This is a genomic window from Erythrobacter sp. SG61-1L (genome assembly GCF_001305965.1).
GTDB lineage: Bacteria > Pseudomonadota > Alphaproteobacteria > Sphingomonadales > Sphingomonadaceae > Andeanibacterium.
This window is the reverse complement of sequence record NZ_JXQC01000003.1, coordinates 1936708-1959592: the sequence shown is the minus strand read 5'-3', so window position 1 is coordinate 1959592 and position 22885 is coordinate 1936708. Positions and strand designations below refer to the sequence as shown.

General features: G+C 64.4%; 18 protein-coding genes. 11 read left to right on the top strand and 7 right to left on the bottom strand.

What is annotated here, in order from left to right:
• The first annotated feature begins 13 nt into the window (after window positions 1–13).
• A complete protein-coding gene (locus tag SZ64_RS09825) occupies window positions 14–1009 on the top strand; it encodes a bile acid:sodium symporter family protein (RefSeq protein WP_054530661.1) in 996 nt (331 codons plus the stop codon).
• A 9-nt stretch (window positions 1010–1018) separates the two neighbouring features.
• On the opposite strand, the gene SZ64_RS09820 is transcribed toward SZ64_RS09825, so the two are convergent.
• Window positions 1019–1834, bottom strand: a complete 816-nt coding sequence (locus tag SZ64_RS09820; RefSeq protein ID WP_054530660.1) for an alpha/beta hydrolase — start codon at window positions 1832–1834, stop codon at window positions 1019–1021.
• A 125-nt stretch (window positions 1835–1959) separates the two neighbouring features.
• On the opposite strand from SZ64_RS09820, the gene SZ64_RS09815 reads away from it, so the two are divergent.
• The 6 genes from SZ64_RS09815 (at window position 1960) to SZ64_RS09790 (ending at window position 8742) form a co-directional block, all read left to right on the top strand.
• A complete protein-coding gene (locus SZ64_RS09815) occupies window positions 1960–2781 on the top strand; it encodes an aspartate dehydrogenase domain-containing protein (protein WP_054530659.1) in 822 nt (273 codons plus the stop codon).
• A 65-nt stretch (window positions 2782–2846) separates the two neighbouring features.
• On the top strand, window positions 2847–3587 hold the full coding sequence (locus SZ64_RS09810) for an iron-containing redox enzyme family protein (protein ID WP_054530658.1): 741 nt from the start codon (window positions 2847–2849) through the stop codon (window positions 3585–3587).
• Between the two features lie 71 nt (window positions 3588–3658).
• Window positions 3659–4012: a Rieske 2Fe-2S domain-containing protein gene (locus tag SZ64_RS09805; protein ID WP_054530657.1), complete on the top strand. Its 354-nt coding sequence runs from the start codon at window positions 3659–3661 to the stop codon at window positions 4010–4012.
• A gap of 38 nt (window positions 4013–4050) precedes the next feature.
• A complete protein-coding gene (locus SZ64_RS09800; RefSeq protein WP_082384515.1) occupies window positions 4051–5628 on the top strand; it encodes an FAD-dependent oxidoreductase in 1578 nt (525 codons plus the stop codon).
• A 167-nt stretch (window positions 5629–5795) separates the two neighbouring features.
• Window positions 5796–7208, top strand: a complete 1413-nt coding sequence (locus tag SZ64_RS09795; protein WP_054530656.1) for a hypothetical protein — start codon at window positions 5796–5798, stop codon at window positions 7206–7208.
• A 22-nt stretch (window positions 7209–7230) separates the two neighbouring features.
• Window positions 7231–8742 (top strand): gamma-glutamyltransferase, encoded by a 1512-nt coding sequence (locus SZ64_RS09790; protein ID WP_054530655.1) that lies wholly within the window; start codon window positions 7231–7233, stop codon window positions 8740–8742.
• 184 nt (window positions 8743–8926) lie between these two features.
• On the opposite strand, the gene SZ64_RS09785 is transcribed toward SZ64_RS09790, so the two are convergent.
• The 5 genes from SZ64_RS09785 to SZ64_RS09765 form a co-directional block, all read right to left on the bottom strand.
• On the bottom strand, window positions 8927–9694 hold the full coding sequence (locus tag SZ64_RS09785; protein ID WP_054530654.1) for an SDR family oxidoreductase: 768 nt from the start codon (window positions 9692–9694) through the stop codon (window positions 8927–8929).
• 15 nt (window positions 9695–9709) lie between these two features.
• On the bottom strand, window positions 9710–10468 hold the full coding sequence (locus tag SZ64_RS09780) for a sulfite exporter TauE/SafE family protein (protein WP_054530653.1): 759 nt from the start codon (window positions 10466–10468) through the stop codon (window positions 9710–9712).
• Window positions 10469–10535: 67 nt separating this feature from the next.
• Entirely contained in the window at window positions 10536–11981 is a 1446-nt protein-coding gene (locus SZ64_RS09775) for an aldehyde dehydrogenase family protein (RefSeq protein WP_054530652.1), read from the bottom strand.
• Entirely contained in the window at window positions 11978–12448 is a 471-nt protein-coding gene (locus SZ64_RS09770; RefSeq protein WP_199797072.1) for a heme-binding protein, read from the bottom strand. Before SZ64_RS09770 ends, SZ64_RS09775 begins: the two co-directional genes overlap by 4 nt.
• 102 nt (window positions 12449–12550) lie before the next feature.
• Complete coding sequence (locus SZ64_RS09765; protein WP_162225102.1) at window positions 12551–13681, bottom strand: FAD-dependent oxidoreductase; 1131 nt, start codon at window positions 13679–13681, stop codon at window positions 12551–12553.
• A gap of 172 nt (window positions 13682–13853) precedes the next feature.
• Between SZ64_RS09765 and mgtA the strand changes: the two genes are divergently transcribed.
• The gene (mgtA, locus tag SZ64_RS09760) at window positions 13854–16343 is read left to right on the top strand and encodes a magnesium-translocating P-type ATPase (protein WP_054530650.1); all 2490 of its coding nucleotides are present in this window, start codon (window positions 13854–13856) and stop codon (window positions 16341–16343) included.
• A gap of 2 nt (window positions 16344–16345) precedes the next feature.
• Complete coding sequence (locus SZ64_RS09755) at window positions 16346–17338, top strand: lysylphosphatidylglycerol synthase transmembrane domain-containing protein (RefSeq protein WP_054530649.1); 993 nt, start codon at window positions 16346–16348, stop codon at window positions 17336–17338.
• Here SZ64_RS09755 and SZ64_RS09750 read toward each other — a convergent pair.
• Entirely contained in the window at window positions 17335–20130 is a 2796-nt protein-coding gene (locus SZ64_RS09750; protein ID WP_054532183.1) for a TonB-dependent receptor, read from the bottom strand. The genes SZ64_RS09755 and SZ64_RS09750 overlap by 4 nt on opposite strands.
• Before the next feature lie 215 nt (window positions 20131–20345).
• Here SZ64_RS09750 and SZ64_RS09745 point away from each other — a divergent pair, with 215 nt between their 5' ends.
• Together SZ64_RS09745 and SZ64_RS09740 are read left to right on the top strand one after the other, a co-directional pair.
• Window positions 20346–22259 (top strand): isoaspartyl peptidase/L-asparaginase, encoded by a 1914-nt coding sequence (locus tag SZ64_RS09745; protein ID WP_241773017.1) that lies wholly within the window; start codon window positions 20346–20348, stop codon window positions 22257–22259.
• Window positions 22256–22705: an Lrp/AsnC family transcriptional regulator gene (locus SZ64_RS09740; RefSeq protein WP_054530647.1), complete on the top strand. Its 450-nt coding sequence runs from the start codon at window positions 22256–22258 to the stop codon at window positions 22703–22705. The genes SZ64_RS09745 and SZ64_RS09740 overlap by 4 nt, the downstream gene beginning before the upstream one ends.
• The last annotated feature ends 180 nt before the right edge of the window (window positions 22706–22885 follow it).

The window sequence follows — 22885 nt, the reverse complement described above, 5'->3', positions numbered from 1 at the left end:
CGGAAGCTGCGTAATGCTCAAGAAGATCCGGCCAGACACATTCACCCTGCTCCTCCTCGCTTGTGTGGGGCTGGCCACTTTCCTGCCCTGTCAGGGCACGGTCGCCACCGGCTTTTCCTGGGCGACCAAGGCGGCGATCACGCTGCTGTTCTTCATGCACGGTGCCAAGCTGACGCGCGAGGCTGTGCTGGGCGGCCTCGGCGCATGGCGCCTCCATCTCGCCGTCGGGGCGAGCACCTTCATCCTGTTTCCCCTGCTGGGCCTTGGCATAGCGGCCTTGCCCGACAGTCTGCTGGACAATGATCTGAAGGGCGGGTTCCTGTTCCTGTCTGTCCTGCCTTCGACTGTCCAGTCTTCCATCGCCTTCACCAGCATCGCGGGCGGCAATATCGCTGCGGCTGTGTGCAGCGCCTCGCTGTCCAATATCGCCGGCGTGTTCCTTACGCCGCTGTTGGCAGGCCTGATGATCCCTGGTGCGGGGGAGGCGCATGGCGGCACACTGGATGCAATAGGCTCGGTGGCGACTACCCTGCTGTTGCCTTTCGCAGTGGGCCATTTCTCCCGTCCGTTGACCGGCACTTTTGTTGACCGGCACAAGAGCCTGCTGGGCCGTCTCGATCGCGGTTCGATCCTGCTGGTGGTCTACACCGCCTTCAGCGCGGCCGTGGTCGAAGGGCTGTGGTCACGTATTTCGATTGCGGACCTTGTCGCGATCTTCATCACCGGATCGCTGCTGCTGCTTGTCGTCCTGGGTGTCACGCGCTGGGCCGGGCGGCTGTGGTTCGCGCGCGAGGACGAGATCGTGCTGGTCTTCTGCGGCTCGAAGAAGAGCCTCGCCAGCGGGGTTCCGATGGCGGCGGCCCTGTTCCCCGCCGCTCAGGTGGGCTTCCTGATCCTGCCGCTGATGATCTTCCACCAGATCCAGCTGATCCTGTGCGCCTTCATCGCGCGATCCTATGCGCAGGAAGGCGCTGCCCTGCGGGCGAGTGCCGCCGAAGGGGCGGCCTGACACATGGCCTCATTCGCCCAGCGATGCCCGGATTACCGCAGCAATATCGGCAGGATGAGAAATATGCGCCCCATGCCCGCCGCCCACTTCATGCACGGCCATGGCGGGAAGGGCGGCGGCGATATGGAGCACGGTCGCCGGATAGGCGGGCAGGCTGTCGCGGCCGGTCGTCATCACGACAGGGCCGGTGAAATGGGCGAGGGCTGTCACGTCCACGGCCAGCCGTTCCGGGTCGCGCGACTGGTCCAGCCATGTATGCGCATTGGCAAGGATCGTGGCGCGGGCTTCCGCATCGAACAGATGCTCCCAGCTTCCCGGACCGAATGCGACGTGTTCGATGAACAGATGGGCACCGGCGAAAGTCTTGCCCGCTTCCAGCAGTTCCGCCGCGCGCTTCATCGTGGCCATTGCCTCGGCGCGCAGTGCAAGGTCGGCCTCGTTGCCGCCTCCAAGCAGTCCGAAGACTGGCGGCTCGTGCAGGAACAGCGTGCCAATCCGCTCCGGTGCGCGGGCGGCCAGAACGATGGCGACATTGGCGCCATAGGAATGGCCGATCACATGGGCACTGCCGATCCCCAGCGCGTCGAGCAGGGCAAGTGCATCGTCCACATCCTCGCTCAACCGGCCTTGCCCTGGCGGGGCCGAACTGAGGCTGTGGCCGCGCCGGTCATAGCGGATGGTACGCAGTTCGGGCAGTCGCTCGGCCACGCCGTTCCAGCTATGGTGATCGTCCCACGAACCATGGATGCAGAGCAAGGCGGGGGCGTCCTTCGGGCCATCTGTCCGATAGGCCAGCCGGGCCGTTCCCGTGTCGAGAAACTCCATTCCTACCCCTTCTTGCCGATCCGCTGCGACGTAACGTCACTCGGAGCAATCTGGCCATTTGCATTCCACACAAATCGCACTATGCGAGCATGTGTAATGTCGATTGTATACAGGGTGAAGTGGTAATGCAGGTAGGCCCCCTGAAAGTGGGTATCGTGGGCTTTGGCGTGATCGGCCAGATGGTCGTCGCGGCACTGGATGGTCCGGATGCGCTGGAGGGGCTGGAACTTGCCGGCCTGACCGTTCGCGATCCTGCCAAGGCCGCGCCTGCGCTGGCGCGCCTCACTCGTCCTGCGCCGATCCTTCCGGTCAACGAATTGGTGGCTTCAGTGGACGTTGTGTTCGATGCCGCCGTGGCCGCCGCCATGGACGAGATTGCACCGCCCGCGATCGAGGCGGGCAAGATCTTCATCACGATGAATTCCGGTGCGCTGCTCGCCCGGCCCGAACTGTTCCGCCGTGCGGAAGAAACGGGCGCGCGGATCATGGTTCCTTCCGGCGGGATCGTCGGCTTCGACGGGTTGCGGGCACTGGCGCGCGCCGGGTTCGATTCCGTGACGCTGATCTCGCGCAAGCCGCCTGAAAGCCTGGCCGACGCGCCGCATGTGGTGGCGCAGGGCTATGATCTGTCGAGCCTGAGCGAAGCCATGCTGATCTTCGAGGGCAATGCGGCAGAGGCCGCGCGTGCCTTCCCCGCCAATGCCAATGTCGCGGCCACGCTTAGCCTCGCGACTCTCGGGCCGGAAGGAACGCAGGTTCAGATGTGGGCCGATCCGCATGTGACCAGCCTCTATCAGGAGATCCACGTGAACTCCCCCGCCGCGAAGCTGCAGATCAAGGTCGAAAGCCAGAAGATGCCAGACAATCCGCGCACCGGCTCGCTTACTCCGCTTAGCGCCATTTCCATGCTGGCCTCGCTTGCCAGCAGAAACCGGATTGGCAGCTAGGCGGCATTGACTCTCATATGCATACTGTATACAACTTATCTCAAGCGAAATTGGAGGATTGAGAAATGGCCGAATTGATGTCCCCGGAAGAGTTCAAGGTTGCGATCAAGAAGGCAATGGAAGGCCGCGCAGCGAAGGACGCATCCTTCAGTCTTGCCTGGACCAATGGCGAGCTGAAGCGCGAGCATTTCTGCCGCTGGGCCGAAAACCACTATCAGTATGTCGGCCCCTTCGCGGACTATCTGGGCTACATCTATGCCAACGCCCCGGAAACGGCGATGGATGCCAAGGACTTCCTGCTGCAGAACATGTATGAGGAAGAACTGGCCGATATCCGCCACACCGACCTGCTGCTGCGCTTTGCGCTCGCCTGCGGCACCACTGAAGAACGCATGACCGATCCGGCCAACATGAACCCGGTGACGCGCGGCTTCCAGGGCTGGTGCTATGCCGTTGCCATGCGCAAGAACTGGGTGGTCGCTTCGGCTGCGCTGATCGTGGGCCTGGAATCGCAGGTTCCTGAAATCTACCGCCGCCAATATCCGGTGCTGATTGAGAAGTATGGCTTCACCGAAGACGAGGCCGAGTTCTTCGAACTGCACATCTCCTCTGACGAGGTGCACGGCGCGCGCGGTTATGAAATCGTGCTGAAATACGCCAACACGCCTGAACTGCAGCAGGAATGCCTCGAAGCAATCCGCGACGCTGCCGATATGCGCGTGTCCTACACCAAGTCGCTCTACGACTATTACGTGAAGCCCGACCTCGAAGCCGCCAATGCGGCGCCCGAGGCGATTGCCGCCTGATCGAGGCCCGGAAGGTCGCGATGGAGGGGCTTGCCCCTCCATCCGGCCTCCCCACAGGAAGCGGAAATTCCATGTCTGACTGGGTGGCCGCCGCGCCGCTGGATCAATTGCAGCGCAAGAAGAAGCTGGTCGTGCAGGTGAATGGCGAGGATGTGCTCGTCTGCCTGTTCGAAGGCGAAGTCTACGCCATGGCTGATCTGTGCGTTCACAAGCACAAGCGGCTGTCCAAGGGCCTGATCTTCCAGGGCAAGATGATCTGCCCGGGCCATCAATGGGCCTTCGATCTCAAGACCGGGTGGGAGCAGCAATGGAGCCGCTGCCAGCCGGTTTACGATACACGCGTGGTCGATGGGACGGTGGAGATATTCCCGGTCCCCCGCATCATCGACAGTAACCCTGAAGGCTGTGCCGTTCAGGTCGGGTAATTGCGCCACTGGCGCAAGGTAAGGGGTGAACAGGCCCAATGCGGCAATTTGTACTTATCGGTGGCGGTCATGCCTCGGCATCGGTCGCACGGGCGCTGCGGCGCCAGGGCTTCGACGGCAATATCGTGATCGTTGGGGACGAGGAACTCGCCCCCTATCAGCGCCCGCCGCTTTCCAAGGATTTTCTCGCCGGAGAGGCGGACATCGAGGATATCTGGTCCGTCGAGCCGGACTGGTATGGTGAGAACGGCGTCGAGCTGAAGCTTGGCACGGCTGCGACCCATATCGATGTGGAAACACGGCAGGTCACCCTGTCGGACGGGACGAAGCTGGATGCAGAGGCCGTGCTGATCGCCACGGGCGTTTCTCCGCGCAAGCTGGAAGGCGTCACGTCGGATCGCGTGTTCTATCTGAAGACTGCGGCCGATGCGCAGGCGATCAAGGCCGCATTGAAGCCCGGCGCTCACCTGATCGTAGTCGGCGGGGGCTTCATCGGTCTGGAGATCGCGGCGACTGCCCGCAAGGCCGGTGCGGAGGTGACTGTGCTGGAGGCCGGTTCCATGCCGCTCGCCCGCGTGCTGGGCGACGAGGTCGGCGGCTATGTCTCAGCCCTGCATGAAAGCGAAGGCGTGACGATCCGCTGCGGCGTGGCCGTGGAAGGCATCGAGGATCGCGGCGAAGGCGTTGTCGTGCGCACGCAGGGAGGCGAGGAAATCGAAGGATCGCTGGTGGTGGTCGGCATCGGCACGACGCCGAACGACCAGATCGCCCGCGCTTCCGAAATCACAGTCGGCAACGGCATCCGCGTGGACGAATATGGCCGCACTTCGGCACATAATGTCTTTGCCGCGGGTGACGTCGCAAATCACCAGCACATGCTGTTCGGCCGCCGCATGCGGATCGAACATTTCGACAATGCCACGCGGCAGGCTCTGGTGATCGCCACCAACATGCTGGGCGGCCGGGCCGAGTTTAACGATGTGCCGTGGTTCTGGTCGGACCAGTATGATTTCAACCTGCAATTCGCCGGTTCTTCCGCCGATTACGACACTATCGTTCTACGCGGCGATGTGGAGGACAATGATTTCAGCGCCTTCTATCTGAAGGATGGCGTGGTCGTGGGCGTGTTCGGCTTCGATCGCGGCGGCGATGTCATGCACTCCAAGACCCTGATCGCGGAAAAGCGCGTGGTCGATCCGGCCCTGCTGGCGGATGACGATCTCGATCTGGCCGAACTCGTCATGGGCGCGCCGGAGGAAGAAGACGAAGAAGAGAGCGGCGATGTCGCTGAGGCTTCTTCCGAAGACGAGTCCTTCAAGCGCGTCGCCCGCAGCGGTCAGGTGACCGAGGGCATGGCCCGGCGTTTCGCGCTGGACGGTATCGAAGTGGCCATCGCCCGGTCGGGCGGGCAGATTTATGCGATCCACAATCTGTGCACGCATCTGGCCTGCCACCTCGCTTCCGGCAAGGTGGAGGGCAAGGGCATCACCTGCCTCTGCCACGGCTCGATCTTCGATCTGGAAACCGGCGTGCCGATCAATCCGCCCGCAACGCGGCCCGTGCGCACTTTTCCGGTCAAGGAAGAAGGCGGGCAGATATATATCAAGATGGATTGAGCCTCACCGCCGGGCCGCGCCGCTTCACAGCGGGCAGTCCGTGGAAGTGAGGCCAGGACCGTCAAGGAGAGACCGGCAGGCAGGGATTTTCAACGGGAGGAGCGGCGGCTCGCCAATGGCTCGGGTAAAGAAGCCAGGTGTGCCGTTCGCAAATGGGAAGATCGGGCATGGGCCTTACGGCGGCACACTGGGTATTTTTCGCAGTCACCTTATCGATGCTGTTCGCCATGGCGGTGCGGCGCGGGGTCATCATCCTTGCGATGCTGGGCATTATCGCACTGGCCCTGCTTTCGCCCAACGCCGGGCAGGAACCGGTGGATCAGGCGATCTTCGCCGCACAGGCCATGTTCCGTGCGGCCATTGTGGGCGGCACCCGGCTGTTCGACACGATCCTGCTGGTCGGCTTCATGGGCGCGCTGCTGCACGTCCTGCGCGAGGAAGGCATCGACCGGGTGATGCTGATGCCCTTCGCCAAATTCATGCGCGGGCCGCGCACCGCCTTCATCATGATCGCGCTTGCGACTTACCTCTTCTCGTTGTTCTTCTGGCCCACGCCCACTGTGCTGATGATCGGCGCACTGCTTGCCCCGCTGGCGGTGCGCGCCGGGCTTTCTCCACTGGCGACCGGCATGGCGATGAGCATGGCCGGGCACGGCATGGCGCTCTCCGCCGATCCGTTGATTCAGGCCGCCGCGCGCATCACCGGCGCGCCGGGCGGGCTGGCACCCAGCGCCATCCTGCCTATGTCGCTGCTGATTTCCATCGTCATCGGCCTCGTCGCGCTTGGGGTCAGCCTCGCATGGGCAAAACTGCGCCCGCGTGAAGTGGATCTTGCGGCGGTGCCGGAAGGGGCAGGGCAGGCGGCTGATGTGGCCCCGCCCACGCGCCGCCAGATAGGCCTGGCCATCGTGGTTCCGGCGCTGCTGGGTGCCACGGCGGTTCTTTCGATCCTGCGGCCATCGCAGACGGCGGATAACGGCATGGCAGTTGCCCTGATGGGCGGCATGGCGGTGGTGCTGCTGATCATCACCTGCGTGGTGCAGCACGGCACCCATGCGCTGGACAGCATCGTTGACATGATGTCCGAGGGCTTCTTCCTGGTGATCCGCATCTTCGCGCCGGTGGTGCCGGTGCTGGGTTTCTTCATGATTGGTGAGGGGACTTCGGCAGAGGCGATCCTTGGTCCGGGCACGCCGGGCTTCGTTTACGCTCTGGGCGAGCATTTCGCCTTGTCTGGGCCGCTGTGGTGCGTGCTGCTGCCAGTGGCGATGGTGATCGTCGGTGCGATTTCCGGGCGGGACGGGATCGCGTTTCAGGGGCTGCCGCTGGCAGGGACCATCGCGGTCATGCTGTCGGATGGGAATGTCTATCAGGGCGCGGTTCTGGCCAGCCTGGCGCAGGTCGCCACAATCTGGGTGGGCGCGGGTGTGCTGCTTTCATGGTCGGGCGTGCGCACCGTGGCGAGCGAGGTCTGGCTGGACCGCGAGGAACTGGCGAGCGCCAATCGCTGGCCGGTGATCGCCGGACTGGCAGCAGGTGCGGTGGCGGCGATGGTGCTCCTGCTGCGCCACGGCGCCTGAGCGGCGGAAAGGAAAGATTGCGATGAGCCAGGGAGGGGACGGATCGAGCGCCTTGTCCGGTGCGGCGCGGTGGCGGGCCATCGGGGCCGAGCCGGTGATGGCCGAACAGATGACCGCCCGTGGACGCTGGGGCATGGTTGCTGCTGCTGCACCCACCGCTGCGCTGATCGGGGCGGAAATCCTGCGCGCGGGCGGAAATGCCTATGACGCGGCGGCGGCGATGGGCCTTGCCGAAACCGTGCTGCTGCCCCCCAAATGCGGACTGGGCGGGGATCTGATCGCCCTGGCATGGGACAAGGGCGCGCCTGCGCCTGAGGCTCTGTTGGCCATTGGCGGCGCACCTGCGGGGCTGGGCGAGGTGGCGGCTGCGGGTGGCATGACGGAAACGGGGCCGACCTCCATCGGCGTTCCGGCCGCGCCGATGGGTTATCTGGCGCTGGTGGCCAAGGGCAGATTGCCGCTTGCGCGGCTCGCGGAACCGGCAATCGGGCTGGCTGCGCGGGGCTTTGCCTGGTCACGCATCTGTTCGGTGCTGTGCGATGAATCCCGCGCCTTGGTCGCGGCGATGAACCCGGAAGGCACCGTCTATTATCCTTATGGCTACGATGGCGATGTCCTCACTCCTGGCACGCCGGTGCGCCTGCCCGGCATGGCGGCCATGTTGGAAGAATTGGTAGCGCGCGGCCCCGATTTCTATGCCGGGCCGGTTGGGGATGCCGTGGCCGCTCGCGTTGCGCGTGCCGGTGGGGTGCTGACCAAGGAAGATCTGCTGACGGCACAGGCGGAATGGCTTCCGGCCACCGCAGCGTCTCTGGCGGGCATGGCGCTGCACGTCACGCCTTTGCCAACCCACGGCGGTTCGCTGGCCGATGCCGTTGCGGGGCTGGACCCGGTGGCCGCCGCGAGCCAGCCGCGCGTCTATCGCGAGGTAGTGGAGGCGATCAATCGCCGCAGGCGAGACCTTTCGGGCATTTCCGGTACGTCCATGGTCACGGCGGTGGACGATGCGGGCACGATCGTAACCCTGATCCATTCCAACAGCTATCCCCGTTTCGGCAGCGGATTGATCGTGCCGGAATTTGATATGATCCTGGCAAATCGCGCCGGGCGCGGCTTCAGCAGCACGGTCGGCCATGCGAACTTCCCTGAAGCGGGGAAGCGCCCGGTCACCACCCTGCACGCCTGGGCAGTGGAGACCGGCGACGGCATGCGCCTGATGGGCGCAACACCGGGCGGGGCGAACCAGATGCCGTGGAACGCGCAGACGCTGGCGCGGATCGCTGCCGGCGAAACCGATCCGGGCAAGCTGATCGTCGCCCCGCGCTGGGAATGGCGCCCGTCCGACGATGGCGTAGTGATCGAGGAAGGCTTCGATGCGGAAACCGTGTTCGCCTTCCGCGAGGCGGCTCCTTCAGTCTACGAAGTCCCGCGCTGGGCCACCCGACCGGCGATGCAGATCGCCTGCGTGGCGGCTGACGGTGCAGGCCTGCTTGCGGCAGACCCGCGCACGGTGGGGATGGCGCTGGCGTTGTAGCTTTGGGTGGGGGAGGTAATCCCTCTTCTTCCCACCCTCTGCACCCAATCACCACACCCGCTCGTCCTGAGCCTGTCGAAGGACGCGTGAAAGGTTTGTTCCTGGGGAAGCCACCCAGATCGGATGTTGGAGCGTGTCCTTCCACAGGCTCAGGACGAGCGGGGTGGGAGCGTAGGTCCGGTGTTCAGGTCAGGCAAAGCCCGCCGTCGACGAACAGGGTCTGTCCCGTGATCTGCCGGGCATCCGGCCCCATCAGGAAGGCAACCGCAGCCGCGATGTCGTCCGGCTCCGCGATCCGGCCAGTGGGCGCGCGGGAGGCCATTTCGGCCAGCATTGCTTCCGGGATTGCGCGGTGGCCGCTGGCCTCCTTGCGCGTATATCCGGGCGCGACGCAGTTCACGGTGACGCCTTGCGGGCCGAGTTCCACGGCGAGCGAGCGCGCCAGCGCCTCCAGCCCCGCCTTGGCGGCGGCAGTCACGGCGAACAGCCCGTCGGGCGCGAAGCGGTGGGCGACGAAGGAACTGATCGCCACGATGCGCCCGCTGCCCGATGCGGCAAGGGCCGGGGCGGCTGCGCGGGCCAGATCGAAGAACAGGCCGGTCATCACCGAGAAGGAACTGTCCAGTCGCTCACGCGGAACGTTGAGGAAGGGTGTCCGGTCGGCAAAGCCTGCATTGCTGACGATGCCGTCCAACTCGCCGAAATGTGCGAGAGTGGCGGAGGCAAGGGCGGTCCCCGCGCCGGGCTCGGCAAGGTCGAGGAAGCAGGTGGCGGTCTGAGCGCCGCCTTCGGCCAGTTCGGCGGCGAGTGCTTCGAGCGCGGCTCGCTTGTGTTCGTCCCTGCCGCTGGCGTGGAGCATCAGCCGGACGCCCGGAGCGGCCAGCCGCCTTGCGCAGGCCGCCCCGATGCCGCTGGATGCGCCAGTAACGAGCAGGGTGCGTTGTTCGGTCATGCCTTTAGCTCCCGCTCAGTCGATGATGCCGAGCACGCCGCGCGCGATCAGCAGGACGGAGGACGATCCCGCCAGCCCCAGTACGAACCAGCGCACCTTGTCGTTGGAAAGCCGCTTCACCATCAGGTTCGACAGGGCGAAGCCCACGAACATCACCGGCAGGAACAGCACGGTCAGCGTCCATTGCTGGGTGCCCATCTTGCCTGCGAACATCAGCACGGCGAGCGAAATGATCGAACTGGCGAGGAAGAAGGCGGAAAGCGTCGCCCGGACGGTCGGCCCGTCGGCGCGCTGGTAGATCAGGGCGATGGTGGGCGATCCCGATCCGGTGAGCGTGCCCATGATGCCGGATGTGAACCCGGCCGAAAGCAGGTGCCAGGGCGTGCGTTCCACCCGCAGGCCGAGGATGGAGAGGACCACGGCGGTCAGGATGAATACGCCGAACAACAGTTCGTAGGCTTCCACGGTCAGCCACGCGAAGATGAAGCCTGCCAGGATCGATCCCGCCACGCGGCCGACCAGCGAGATGGCCAGCCCTTCCCGGTCGATGGCGCCGAATTCGCGCTTCATCATCACGGCGGAAAGCAGCACGGCAATGGCCAGCAGCGGACCCGGCCCGATCCGGGGGTCGATGATGATCAGCACAGGCGCGGCCACCAGCCCCAGCCCGAGGCCGCTCAATCCCTGAATGAAGGAACCGGCCAGAATGGCGAGGCCGGCCAGCACGAACATCGGCAGCGAAAGGTCAGCCCATTGAATGATCGTGGCGGCCATGCCGTCTCCTTTGCCCCCTGGAAGGAAACGCGACCCGCCGGAATGGCGGATCGCGCGATGGTTCGGCTCAGCTGCTGAGATAGATGGTGCGGGTCATGGTGTAGAAATCCATGACGCCGTGGCCGGCCTGTTCCTTGTAGGTCTGGTTGCTCGAATGCTTGATGCCGCCGAAGGGCGCCGTGCTGGCGACACCGCCGGTGGCGCTGTTCACCTTGACGATCCCGGCTTCGATGTCCTTCGCGAAGGACAGGATCGTGCCGGTGTCTTTGGTGACGATGGCGGCGGCAAGGCCGTATTCCACCGCATTGGCCAGTTCGATCGCTTCCTCGTAACTCGCCGCGCGATGCAGGGCGAGGACGGGGCCGAAGATTTCCTCTTTAGCTAGGCGCGAAGTGGCCGGAACGTCGCCGAAAATGGTCGGCGCCACGAAGAAGCCGCCGGTCTGCTCGTCCAGCTCGGGCAGGTCCGCCGTGCCGGCCAGCAGTTGCAGGCCTTCCGCCACGCCCACGCCGATCATCTCGCGCACCCGGTCATACTGCGCCTTGCAGCCCGAAGGCCCCATGGTGGTCGCCGGGTCCATGCCATTGCCGGGCACGGCCTTGGCCACCAGTTCCAGCAGTTTTTCGACCACGGCTTCGTAGATCTCGCCCACGATAATCGCGCGGCTGGTGGCAGTGCAGGCTTGCCCAGTAAGGTTGAATGCACCCTGCATCAGGATGGAGGCGGCCTTGGCCGGATCGGCATCGGGCATCACGATTGTGGGGTTCTTGCCCCCCATTTCGAGCTGCAGCCGCTTGCCGGGGCCAGCCATGCGATGGATTGCGCTGCCGGTGGCGTAAGAGCCGGTAAAGGTGATCGCCTTGACGGCCTCCGCCTCCACCAGCGCCGAGCCGAGATCAGGCCCGCGCCCCTGCACGAGCGCGATGGCCCCTTCCGGCACGCCTGCTTCCAGCAGCACTTCCACAAAATTCTGCCCGGTCAGCGGAGTGACTTCGGAAGGCTTGAACAACACGCCATTGCCCACGGCCAGCGCCGGGCCGATCTTGCGGGACGGCAGGGAGATGGGGAAGTTCCACGGCGTGATCGCCAGCACGATGCCCACCGGCTCGCGCACCGAATAGACCAGCGCGCCGTCGGCGGGGAAGGTCTGGCCGCTCTGCCGCAGGGCCTCGCCCGCATAGAGCCGCAGATTGGCCGCCGCACGCTTCCATTCCATCACCGATGCGGAGAGGGTCTTGCCCTCTTCGCGCGTGAGGTCCGCGCCCAGCACGTCTGCCTTGGCACTGATGATCTCGGCCGCCTTGATCAGCACTTCCACGCGCCGTTCCATGGGCGTCTTGGCCCAGCTTTTCCAGCCGACTTCCAGCCCGCTCAGCGCATCGGCCGCATCGGCCGCGCCGGATAGCGGGAAAGTGCCGACAAGGCTGCCATCGGCGGGATTGCGCCGTTCGAAGGTCTGGCCGCTGGCGGCATCGCGCCATGCGCCGCCGATGAAGTTCTTGTAGACGCTCATGCTTTCTTGGCCGCCTCGGGGATGGTCACCACGCCGCCGCCAGTCTGTTCCATATGCAGCTTGAAGGATTCGATAGCCGCTTCGCACACGGCGATGTCCTGTTCGCCATTACCGCCCGAAACGCCAATGCCGCCCACGACCTTGCCGTCGACGAAGATGGGATAGCCGCCCACGAACACAGTGATCCGGCCGCCATGCTGAGTGAAGATGCCCCAGGCTTCCTCGCCGGGGAACGTGTTGGTGAAAGTATGCGTCACGCGGCGATGCGCGGCGGCTGTGAAGGCCTTGTTCTCCGCGATCTGCACGCTGGTCACCTTGCCGCGATCAAGCCGGCGCAGGGCAATGGGATAGCCGGCATCGTCGGCAATGCAGATGACGTGAATGCCGCCGAATTCCTCGGATTTCTTCTGCGCGGCATCGAGCAGCAACTCGGCTTCCGCCAAGCTCAACACGTTCTTTGTGATCACTGGAATATCCTGTTGAAAGGGCACTGAACGAAACATCAGCATACTGTATACATCATTATGCCGTGTCAAGGCCGCAAGGCGGATTGTATGTGCTTTGCCCGTTCAGTCCGCTGCTTTTGCGGTAAGCCGCGCGGGCGAAAGGAAGCGCGCCAGTTCCGCGCCAAGCCCGTCGGGCAGGGGGCTTTCCGTGGCGTGGGCCGCCAGCAGCGCGGCGGCGGCCGCGGCGATCTTGATGCCGGAGCCGCCCTGACCTGCCAGCCAGTAGAAGGCGGGTATGACCGGATCGGGACCGATGGCGGGTTCATTGTCCGGCAGGAAGCTGCGCAGTCCCGCCCAGCTGTGGCTTACTCGCTGGACGGCAAGGCCGGTCAGCCTCTCGAACCGGTCGACCGCAATGGCGATGTCCAGTTCTTCGGCCCAGCAATCATGTGGCGTAACCGGCGTCGCATCCATGGGCGACAGCATCAGTTTGCCGCCTTCCGGCTTGAAATAGACCGTCTGGTCCATGTCGAACACCATCGGCCAGGCTTGGACCGGTCTGATCGCGGCGGCACTTTCAGGCGGATCGATCAGCACGGCGCTGCGGCGGCGCGGTTCGATGCCCAGTGGGGCCGCGCCGCACAGTGTGGCGACCTCGTCTGCCCAGCCGCCTGCGGCATTGACGATGGCGGCGGCGCGCAGGCTCTTCCCTCCGGCCACTACGTGCCAGCCATCGGCGCCCCGGCTGGCCTGCGTCAGTTCCGCCCCGGTACGGATTTCTCCTCCATGGCTGCGCAGGATGCGGGCAAGGCCCAAATGCATCGCGTGGACATCCATGTCGCAGGATGCGGCATCCCATAGGCCGTGATCCACCTTTTCGGCAGGCAGCAGCGGCACCAGTTCTGCCACCTGTGCGGCAGTGATGCGCACCTGCCCTTCATTGGCATCGGCCGGACCATCGTATCCAGCCGGGGCCACGAACAAAATGCCGCGCGCTTCCGGCGCGAGGGCTTCGTAGAACCCGTGCCGCGCCGCCTTATTCAGCAAGGCCTCACTCGCGTCGGTCAGTGCCCTGATCGCAGCGCTGCCATAATGGCGCGCGAACATCGCCGCGGAACGGCCACTGCTGTGATAGCAGGGCGCGCTTTCCTTCTCGATCAGCATCACGCGGCCATGCCTGCTGAGTTCGGCAGCCGCCGAAAGCCCGCCGATGCCCGCGCCGATGACAAGGAAATCGAAGCTGTCAGGCGTCATCGGCGGTCCATCTGCAATTTGATTGCATTCTGTATGCAATTCAAAATGCCCGGCCGTCCAGCCTGAATTGTCCATTCTGGCAGGTGTTTAGCAGCTCCGCTGTTCTCCAGGCACAAAGCGGGCTATTCCTGCCTGCGCGGTATGTCCGTGCTCGCGGCGGAGGTGTTTCACTATGCCGAATGCGGAAACCTGGTGGGCGGACGATGCCGCCGTGCTGGCGGCGCGGCTGGGCAGCGGGCAGGGCGGGCTTCCACCCGAAGAAGCGCTTCGCCGGGCAGAGCATCGGGCCTTGCCGGGGCCGCGCCATCCGGCCCTGCGCCTGTTCGTCAGCCAGTTCACCACGCCGCTCGGCCTGATCCTGATCGTCGGCGCCCTGCTTTCGCTGGTGCTGCGTGAATGGGTGGATGCAGTGATCATTCTCGTGATCGTCGCGGGTAGCGGGGTGCTGGGCTTCACGCAGGAATATGGCGCATCGCGCGCGATTGCCGAGTTGCGATCCCGCCTGGTGCGGCAGGTGCGCGTGCTGCGCGGGGGAACGGAACTGTCTGTGCCGCTGGACGAGATCGTGCCCGGCGATGTCGTGTTGCTGAAAGCGGGCGATCTGGTTCCGGGCGACGGCGCGATCCTGGCCAGCGACGGGCTGCTGGTGGACGAGGCGGTGCTGACCGGGGAGGCTTTTCCGGTGGAAAAGGCACCGGGTGCCTCTGCTGCCGATGCGCCGGCATCCCAGCGGCTGGGCGCATTGTTTCAGGGCACTTCGGTGCGCAGCGGCACCGCCCGGATGCTGGTGGTGAAGGCCGGGCGCGAAACGCAGTTCGGCGCCATCGAACACACGCTGGAAAAGGCTGAGGAGAAGACCGAATTCGCGCGCGGGCTCGCCGGGTTCGGGGCCATGCTGATGCGGGTGATGGTGGTGGTGGTCAGCCTCGTTCTCGTGGCCAGCCTGCTGCTCGGGCGGGACATCGTCACGTCGCTGCTGTTTGCCGTGGCGCTTGCCGTAGCGATCTCGCCTCAATTGCTGCCGGCCATCGTCAGCGTGACCCTTTCGGCGGGTGCGAAGCGGATGACGCGCCATGGCGTGCTGGTGCGGCGGCTGGAGGCGATCGAAAATCTGGGCGGCATGGACGTGCTGTGCACGGACAAGACTGGCACTCTGACCAAGGGCGCCATCGCGCTGAGCGCGGCGGTCGATCCGCAGGGCGATCCTTCGGGCGAAGTGCTGCGCCTCGCGGGCGTCAACGCGCGGCTGCAGACGGCCATGGCCAGTGCGCTGGACGATGCGATCCTTGGCGCGGCCTCTGCCGCCAGCCTCGACCTTTCGGGGTTCGAGAAGCTGGACGAACGGCCCTATGACTTCGCCCGCAGGCGCTTCAGCGTGCTGGCCCGGCCCGACACCGGGCTGGACCCTTTGTGGATCAGCAAGGGCGCAGTGAAGGAAGTGCTGGAAGGCTGCACTACTCTGCGTGCGGGCGGTGCGACTGTGCCGCTCGACACTGCCGCGCGGGATCAGGTGGAAGCCTTCCTGCGGGCCAAGGGGGAGGACGGCTTTCGCACGCTGGCCCTGTCGACCGGGGCGGAAGGCTCAGCCTGTCTCGAAGGCTTCCTGCTGTTCTACGATCCGCCCAAGCGCGGCATCGAACGCACGGTTGCCAGCCTGCAGCGGCGCGGGATCGCGGTGCGGATCGTCAGCGGCGATAATCGCTATGTCAGCGGCCACATGGCCCGGATTATCGGCCTGCCGGACGGCGCGGTGCTGACAGGGGACGAGATCGCCCGGCTGGATGACGAGGAACTGGCGGCGCATATCGCCGGGGTTTCCGTCTTCGCCGAAGTGGAGCCGCAGCAGAAGGAACGCATTGTCCGTGCCTTCCAGCGCGCGGGCCATGCCGTGGGCTATATGGGGGATGGGATCAATGACGCGCCCGCCCTGCGCGCGGCAGATGTCGGCATCTCGGTCGACAGCGCAGTGGATGTCGCGCGGGAAAGCGCCGACATCGTGCTGCTGCGCCCGGATCTCAACGCTATCCGGCGCGGCGTGGAGGATGGCCGGCGGACCTTTGCCAACACGCTGAAATATATCGCGATCACCACAAGCGCCAATTTCGGAAACATGGTCAGCATGGCCCTCGCCACCGTGCTGCTGCCGTTCCTGCCGCTGCTTCCGGTGCAGATACTGCTCAACAATTTCCTGTCGGACCTGCCAGCCATTGCCATTGCCGGGGATGCAGTCGACAAGGAACGGCTTGCCTCGGCCCAGCGCTGGGACATCGCCCGCATCCGCAATTTCATGATCCTGTTCGGCCTGATCAGCACTGCCTTCGATCTGGCGACGTTCGCGCTGCTGCGGCTGGTCTTCCATGCCGACGAAGCCCATTTCCGCACCAGCTGGTTCGTCGTCTCGCTGCTGACTGAGTTGATGGCCCTGTTCGTCCTGCGCACCAAACGGCCCTTCTGGCAAAGCACCCCGGCGCGGCTGCTGCTGTGGAGCAGCGTGTTCGTCGCGGCACTGGCAGTGGCCTTGCCCTACAGCGGGCCAATTGCAGCGCTGTTCGCCTTCGTGCCGCTGCCGCCCGCCCTGCTCGCGACAATGCTGGCGCTGGTGCTGCTCTATGCGCTGGTGACTGAACTGGCCAAGCGGCACCACCACTTGCAGGGCAACTGATAGTGCAGGGTTGGCGACGCTGGGTGATCGGTGCAATCGTTGTGGCCGCACTGCTGGGCATTGTCCTGCATATGGGAGAGCTTGAGAACTACCTCACCCTTCTGCGCCAATCCCAGCCCAGCTGGCTGCTGGCCGCGGTGCTGTTGCAGCTATCGACCTATGTCAGCCTCGCCCTTGGCTGGCGCGAAGTGCTTCGGGCGGGCGATGGCAGGCAGTTTGCGCTGAAGCCGCTCATCCGCATCGCCTTTTCCAAGCTGTTTGCGGATCAGGCCCTGCCTACGGCGGGGATGGGCGGCAATGTGCTGCTGGTCGATCAACTGACGGCAGCCGGGGCGACGCGTGGCACGGCAATGGCGGTGCTGCTGATCTCCATCCGGGCCTATTACGCGGCCTATCTGCTGTTGGCGCTGGCATGCCTGTTCCTGCTGTGGCTGCATGGCCAGGCCACGGCCCTGATGGCAGGGGTGGTGACGACCTTCATTCTGGTGGCGCTGGCCATTCCGGCACTGGCACTGTGGCTGCGGCGCCGGGGCAGTAAGCCTCTACCGCCTGCTATTGAGCGTATCCATCCGATTGCCCAACTGTTGCAAACCATGGCCGAGGCACCTGCCTCACTGGTGGCGGACAGGGCATTGCTGCTGCGGGTGACGGCGTTCAACGCGCTGGTCTTCGCCGCTGACATCGCGACACTTTTCGCCTGCCTGCGCGGCTTGGGGCAAGATGTGGGCATCTCCACTGCCTTCATCGCCTTCACGCTGGCTTCCATCGTGGTGACGCTGGGGCCGATCCCGCTGGGGCTGGGCACTTTCGAGGCGACTTCCACCAGCACGCTGCACCTGCTTGGCGTGCCGATTGAGGCCGCACTTTCTGCCACGCTGCTGCTACGCTTCCTGACCTTGTGGTTTCCACTGGTGCCCGGCTTCATCCAGATGCACCGCATCACCCGCCCGCACCGCGTGAAGCGGGCGGGCGGGGATAAGGCAGGCGGGGCTTAGAGCGCTTCCCCGCCGATCTTGTAGGTCAACTGCAGGAAGGCGCTGCGGCCCACGCCGTCGAACCAGCTGATGTCGTAATAGGGATAGCTGGCATAGGTCGGGTCTTTCACCGGATTGCTGTCGAGCAGGTTCTTGACCGTGAACGATGCCCGCAGATGGTCAGTGACGTCATACTGGATGGTGGCATTGTAGAGGTAGCTCGCCGGGATATAGGCGTCCTCGTCATAATTGGGCAGCTTGCCCAGCCGCTTGCCTTCCACCGTGGCCTTGAAGCCTTCCAGCGCCCAGCTCAGGCTGGCGGTGCTCTTGTCGCGCGGCATGTAATAGCCGCTGTCATAGGCCAGCTTGTCGATGGGCGTATCGCCCGGATATTGCTGGAAGGTGTGGTTCAGCACGTGGGTGTGCGACAGGGTGAGGCTGAACGTGCCGAAGCTGGTCGGCAGGCTGCCGCGCACGGTGACGTCGAAGCCGTCGGTCTTCTCGCGCGCGATGTTGACCGGATTGACGGCTACGGCATCGAGCCGTCCCTGGTTCACCCCGCCGCCAAAGCGCTGCACGCGGGCGATGGCGTCCTGGCATGTGGGCGAATTGATATCCACCGCGCTGCCGCCCATGGTTTCACCGATACGGCAATCTGCCTCGTCGCGCAGCAGGGTGTCGATGCTGAGATCCTGAACCTGATCGGCCAGCGAGACCCAGAAATAATCGACTGACACGTCGAAGTTGCGGGACGGGGCGAAGACGAAGCCGGCGTTGAACGAACGGCTCTTTTCCGGCTTCAGATCCTTGTTGCCGTTGCGCTGCGCAACGATGCCTTCATCCGAATAGCTGCAATCGCCCAGATCCTCGTCCGGCTCCTCCGTGCGGCACAGGTAGTAATCGGTCGCCGAAGGGTGCGTGTTGCCCGGACCCGTGAAGACATAATGCAGATCGGGCGCGCGGAAGCCTGTGCCATAGGCAGCACGCAGAAGCAGCGAGGAGTGCGGGCGCACTTCCAGCCCGGCATTATAGGTGAACTTGTCGATCGTGCTGTCGGCAAAGCCGAAGGAATCGTAACGGCCCGCGCCAGACAACTCGATGAAGCTGGTCACGGGAACGCGCAATTCGCCGCCAACGGCCCAGTGAGTGCGAGTGCCGTGGCCATCGCTGTCCTTCAGGCCGTAATAGTAATCGGTCAGGGCCAGCGGATCGGGGTTCAGTTCGTAACCCTGGCCGCCATATTCGGCCACAGCGGCAAAGCCCACCGGGCCAGCGGGCAGTTCGAACAGCTCGCCATTGCTGATCGTGGCCTGCAGATTGTCCGTCCAGCTACGCGGATTGTAGACACTGTAGACCGCGATGGAATTATATTCCGCCTCGGTCAGCGGGGTGTAGAGTCGCGCGGGATCGGCGTTGAACACCGGGTAGCCGTAATCCGGATCGACGCCCTGCTGTTCGCCCAGGAACAGTTCGTTCGCCTTGGCGGCGATGATCTGCGGGAACTTCACGCGCGAACGATACTGGCTGTGATTGAACGACAGCTCGTAATTCCAGCTCTTGCCGAACTGGCCGCGAATGCCCGGCGTGAAGGAGAAGGTCTCCTGCCGGTTGCGGGTCATCACATTGCCGAACCCGCCGGATTCTTCGGGCGTGAACTGGCGCGACCAGTCGTCCAGCCGGTCGTCGAAGCTGTTGTAGAAGGTTGTGTCGCTGCTGCCTGAGGCCGCCTGGTAGGACCAGTTGAGCACGTCGGGCATCAGGGCAACATTGCTGACGCCATATTGGAGGTCGAGGAACAGTTCCTCATTGTCCGAAAACTCGACGCCCATCGAAGCGAAGCCATTGAAGCCCTCGCGCCGCGAGATGATCGTGCCATAGCCGATGGAGGCGGAACTGCCGCAGAAATAGCCGGGGCCGTAATCGTCCAGATCCGGATCGTAGGCACCGTAACGGGCGCGCTGGGCGTAATAGGTAGAGCCGCCGTTCAGATAGGACAGGGAGTCGCAGGTCGCCTTGCCCGGATCGACATATTCATCATAGTCCGGGTCGTAGCGGAGGAAGGTCCGGCGAGAGAGGTCGTAGGACAGAGTGGGGTTGTCTGCCGTGCTGTCCTGGATCGAACGGTCATAGGCCCACAGCGGAAGCTGCAGCAGATATTCGCCGCCCGCGATGATGTGGAACCGGTCGTTCGACCAGCCGGTGGTGATGGTCGCCCGGTGGGATTCGCCGCCGCCATGTTCGGTCATGCCCACGCGGTAATCCAGCGTGGTGCCGTCCACTTCCTTCTTCAGCTTGAAGTTGATGACGCCCGCGATCGCGTCGGAACCGTAGATGGCCGACGCGCTGCCGCTCAGCACTTCGACCTGATCGATCAGGCCTACGGGAAGGTTGGAAATATCGGTGAAGTTGCTGCGGCCCTGATAGGGTAGCGGGAAGTCCGCGATACGGCGGCCGTTCACCAGCACCAGCGTGTGATTGGGGCCAAGGCCACGCAAGTCCACCTGTTGGGCACCGGGCGTGAAGCTGGCGCCGCTGAAGCTCTGCTGGCTCTGCGTCTCGCCGCCGTTCTGGGTCACGGCGCGCAGAATGTCCGGCACGCTGGTATAGCCATTGTCGCGGATAGCGTCGGCGTCGATCGTGGTGACAGGAGCCGGACCTTCCTGCACGGCGCGCGGAATGCGCGAGCCAATCACCAGGATTTCGGCGCTGTCGGTTGATTCTTCATCCTGCGCCATCGCGGGAGTTGCGGCGAAGGCCAGGCAACTGCCGAGAAAAAGCGCGGATTTGAGGGAGATTTTGCGAAGGTCGGACATTGGATACCCCATTAAGTTCCCCTTGGGTGTCTGGTTCGGCCCCTCCATTCCGCCCCTGACGCTACGGATTCAACAGAGGGACGATGAAATTTCAATCAATATGTCGATCTTTTCCGACAAATTGCGCATAATGCGCGTCAGACTGTAACATATTGCCCACATCCTGCGGGATTTCGGGCGTCCGGTTTGGAGGCTGTATGCGGTTGCACAAGTTGATGGCGCTGATTGTCTCGGCGCTTGCCCTTGCTTTGACGGGCGGTTCGCCCGCGCTGGCGAAGGGCAAGGGGTACGAACGCTATGCGGTCGGCGATCTGGCTGCGCCAACCCCCGGCAAGGTATCCGGCGGCCTGCTGCTGATGGGCGGGGGCGACCGCAACAATGATGCCATGCGCTGGTTTGTCGCCAAGGCTGGCGGCGGGCATATCGTGATCCTGCGCGCATCCTATGCGGGTGAAATTGGCGATGAATTTTACGAGGATGTCGGCGGGGTGACCTCGGCCGAAACCTTCGTGTTCTCCAGCCGCGATGCGTCGTCGGACCCGAAGGTGCTGGCAGCGCTGCGCAAGGCTGACGGCATCTTCATCGCGGGCGGTGATCAGTCGAATTACGTTCGGTTCTGGAAGGGCACGGAAGTGGCCCGGTTGCTTGACGCGCATGTCGCGGCGGGCAAGCCGATCGCCGGCACCAGCGCCGGCCTAGCCATGCTGGGCGAGAAGCTTTACGGCGCGATGGATGGGGGCAGCATTGCCAGCCCGGAAGCACTGGCCGATCCTTTCGGGCCTGCCGTGACGATGGAGAGCGACTTCCTCCATCTGAAGCTGCTCGACCGGGTCGTGACCGACACGCATTTCAAGGAGCGCAACCGTCTGGGCCGCCTGTTCGCCTTCCTCGCCAAGGCGCAGGCGGGTGAGGGTGCCGATGTGGCTCCGATGTATGGCCTTGGTGTGGATGAGAGCGCGGCTCTGGCGCTGGACGCGGACGGTTCCGCGCGGATTTACGCCACGGACCCGCAGGGCATTGCCTGGCTGGTCGTTGGCTCCTCGCTCAAGGGACTGACGCCCGGCGGGCCGCTGGAAGCGCCGCGTATCCGCGTTCTGGGCATCGGGCCTAATTCGGTGCTGCATTTGCCTGAGCGCACGGTCGACAATCCGCTTTTCGTGCGCGATTATTTCGCCAGCAAGGGCGAGTTCGGGATTGTGCCGATGTGGTCTCTGGCAATCCATGGCGGGGCAGGCGTGCTGGAGCGCGGCGACCTGACGCCTGAAAAAGACGCGGCCTATCGCGCCGCGCTCAACGCTGCGCTGGCGGCAGGCAGCGGAGTGCTGGAAAAGGGCGGCAGTTCGCTTGATGCCGTGCAGGCCGCCGTGCAGGTGCTGGAAGACGATCCCCTGTTCAATGCCGGTCGCGGCGCGGTGTTCACGGCCGAAGGCAAGAACGAACTGGATGCCGCGATTATGGACGGCAAGACGCAGAAGGCGGGCGCCGTGGCCGGGATTACCCGCACGCGTCACCCCATTGCGCTCGCCCGGGCAGTGATGGACAAGAGCCGCCATGTGATGCTGACCGGGGCAGGTGCGGACAAGTTCTCGCAGGAACAGGGTCTGGAACAGGTCGATCCCTCATGGTTCCGCACGGAAGAGCGCTGGCAGCAGATCGAGGCCTGGCGCAAGCGCGAGCAGGCCGGAATCGACCCGACCCATATGTATGGAACGGTTGGCGCAGTGGCGTTGGACCTCAATGGCAATCTGGCTGCAGCGACCTCTACCGGTGGAACCACGGGCAAACGCTGGGGCCGGGTGGGCGATTCCCCGATTATCGGGGCGGGCACCTATGCCAAGAATGGGGAATGCGCCGTCTCCGCCACAGGCACGGGCGAGTATTTCATCCGTGAAAGCGCGGCGAGGCAGGTGTGCGACCGGGTGGCATGGCATAGCGAAAGTGTCACTCAGGCTGCGCAGGCCACGATCATGGCAGTCGGCGCAATTGGCGGCGACGGCGGCCTGATCGCCATGGGGGCGGATGGCACCGCCGCTTTCGCGATCAACGATCTGGGCATGTATCGCGGCAAGGTTTCTTCGGCCGAAGCCGCGCAGACTGCCATCTACGCCGATGAAGGCTGGGCCAAATGAACGGCGCATCGCCGCCGCGCCTCGACGAAACGGACGAGCGCTTGCTCGCCCTGCTTCGGGTCGATGCGCGGCGGCCGATTGCCCAGCTTGCCAAGGATCTCGATATATCGCGCGGGCTGCTCTACTCGCGCCTCGCCCGGCTCGAGGAAGAGGGGGTTGTGGACGGCTACACCGTCCGGCTCGGCCCGGCCTTTTCGGGCAGCCGTGTGCGCGCTCATATGATGATCAAGACATTGCCGCGCTGCCACCGCGAGGTGGAGCAGGCGCTGGCGGAAATCCCGCTGGTGCAGGCCGTGTTCGCGATCAGCGGAGAATATGATGTCATCGCCATGCTGGAAGCAGACGATACGGCTCAGCTCAACGATCTGATCGACGAGATCGGACTGTTCGAAGGCGTGGAACGCACCACCACATCGGTGATTCTGGCGACCAAGCTGGAGCGTTAGTGCAACAGGTGCGGGCGAACCTTTGGCGTCAGCCTTGTTGCACTGGACAAAAAGGGAAAAATAGGGGACGCAACAAGAGTGACCATAGCCGCGTCCCCCTTAAGTGCGGCCCCGCTGGGTGTAGGGCCGGGAGAGTAAAAGGTGACGCAAAGAACCGGGGTTGCTGCTAAATGGCGGCAG

Bases quoted from the DNA above. Each gene is read 5' to 3' on its own strand.
- SZ64_RS09740 (WP_054530647.1), top strand. From the start codon at position 22,256: ATGAACGGCGCATCGCCGCCGCGCCTCGACGAAACGGACGAGCGCTTG.
- SZ64_RS09750 (WP_054532183.1), bottom strand. From the start codon at position 20,130: ATGTCCGACCTTCGCAAAATCTCCCTCAAATCCGCGCTTTTTCTCGGC.
- SZ64_RS09825 (WP_054530661.1), top strand. From the start codon at position 14: ATGCTCAAGAAGATCCGGCCAGACACATTCACCCTGCTCCTCCTCGCT.
- SZ64_RS09815 (WP_054530659.1), top strand. From the start codon at position 1,960: ATGCAGGTAGGCCCCCTGAAAGTGGGTATCGTGGGCTTTGGCGTGATC.
- SZ64_RS09780 (WP_054530653.1), bottom strand. From the start codon at position 10,468: ATGGCCGCCACGATCATTCAATGGGCTGACCTTTCGCTGCCGATGTTC.
- SZ64_RS09775 (WP_054530652.1), bottom strand. From the start codon at position 11,981: ATGAGCGTCTACAAGAACTTCATCGGCGGCGCATGGCGCGATGCCGCC.
- SZ64_RS09810 (WP_054530658.1), top strand. From the start codon at position 2,847: ATGGCCGAATTGATGTCCCCGGAAGAGTTCAAGGTTGCGATCAAGAAG.
- SZ64_RS09805 (WP_054530657.1), top strand. From the start codon at position 3,659: ATGTCTGACTGGGTGGCCGCCGCGCCGCTGGATCAATTGCAGCGCAAG.
- SZ64_RS09795 (WP_054530656.1), top strand. From the start codon at position 5,796: ATGGGCCTTACGGCGGCACACTGGGTATTTTTCGCAGTCACCTTATCG.
- SZ64_RS09790 (WP_054530655.1), top strand. From the start codon at position 7,231: ATGAGCCAGGGAGGGGACGGATCGAGCGCCTTGTCCGGTGCGGCGCGG.
- mgtA (WP_054530650.1), top strand. From the start codon at position 13,854: ATGCCGAATGCGGAAACCTGGTGGGCGGACGATGCCGCCGTGCTGGCG.
- SZ64_RS09745 (WP_241773017.1), top strand. From the start codon at position 20,346: ATGGCGCTGATTGTCTCGGCGCTTGCCCTTGCTTTGACGGGCGGTTCG.
- SZ64_RS09785 (WP_054530654.1), bottom strand. From the start codon at position 9,694: ATGACCGAACAACGCACCCTGCTCGTTACTGGCGCATCCAGCGGCATC.
- SZ64_RS09820 (WP_054530660.1), bottom strand. From the start codon at position 1,834: ATGGAGTTTCTCGACACGGGAACGGCCCGGCTGGCCTATCGGACAGAT.
- SZ64_RS09800 (WP_082384515.1), top strand. From the start codon at position 4,051: ATGCGGCAATTTGTACTTATCGGTGGCGGTCATGCCTCGGCATCGGTC.
- SZ64_RS09765 (WP_162225102.1), bottom strand. From the start codon at position 13,681: ATGACGCCTGACAGCTTCGATTTCCTTGTCATCGGCGCGGGCATCGGC.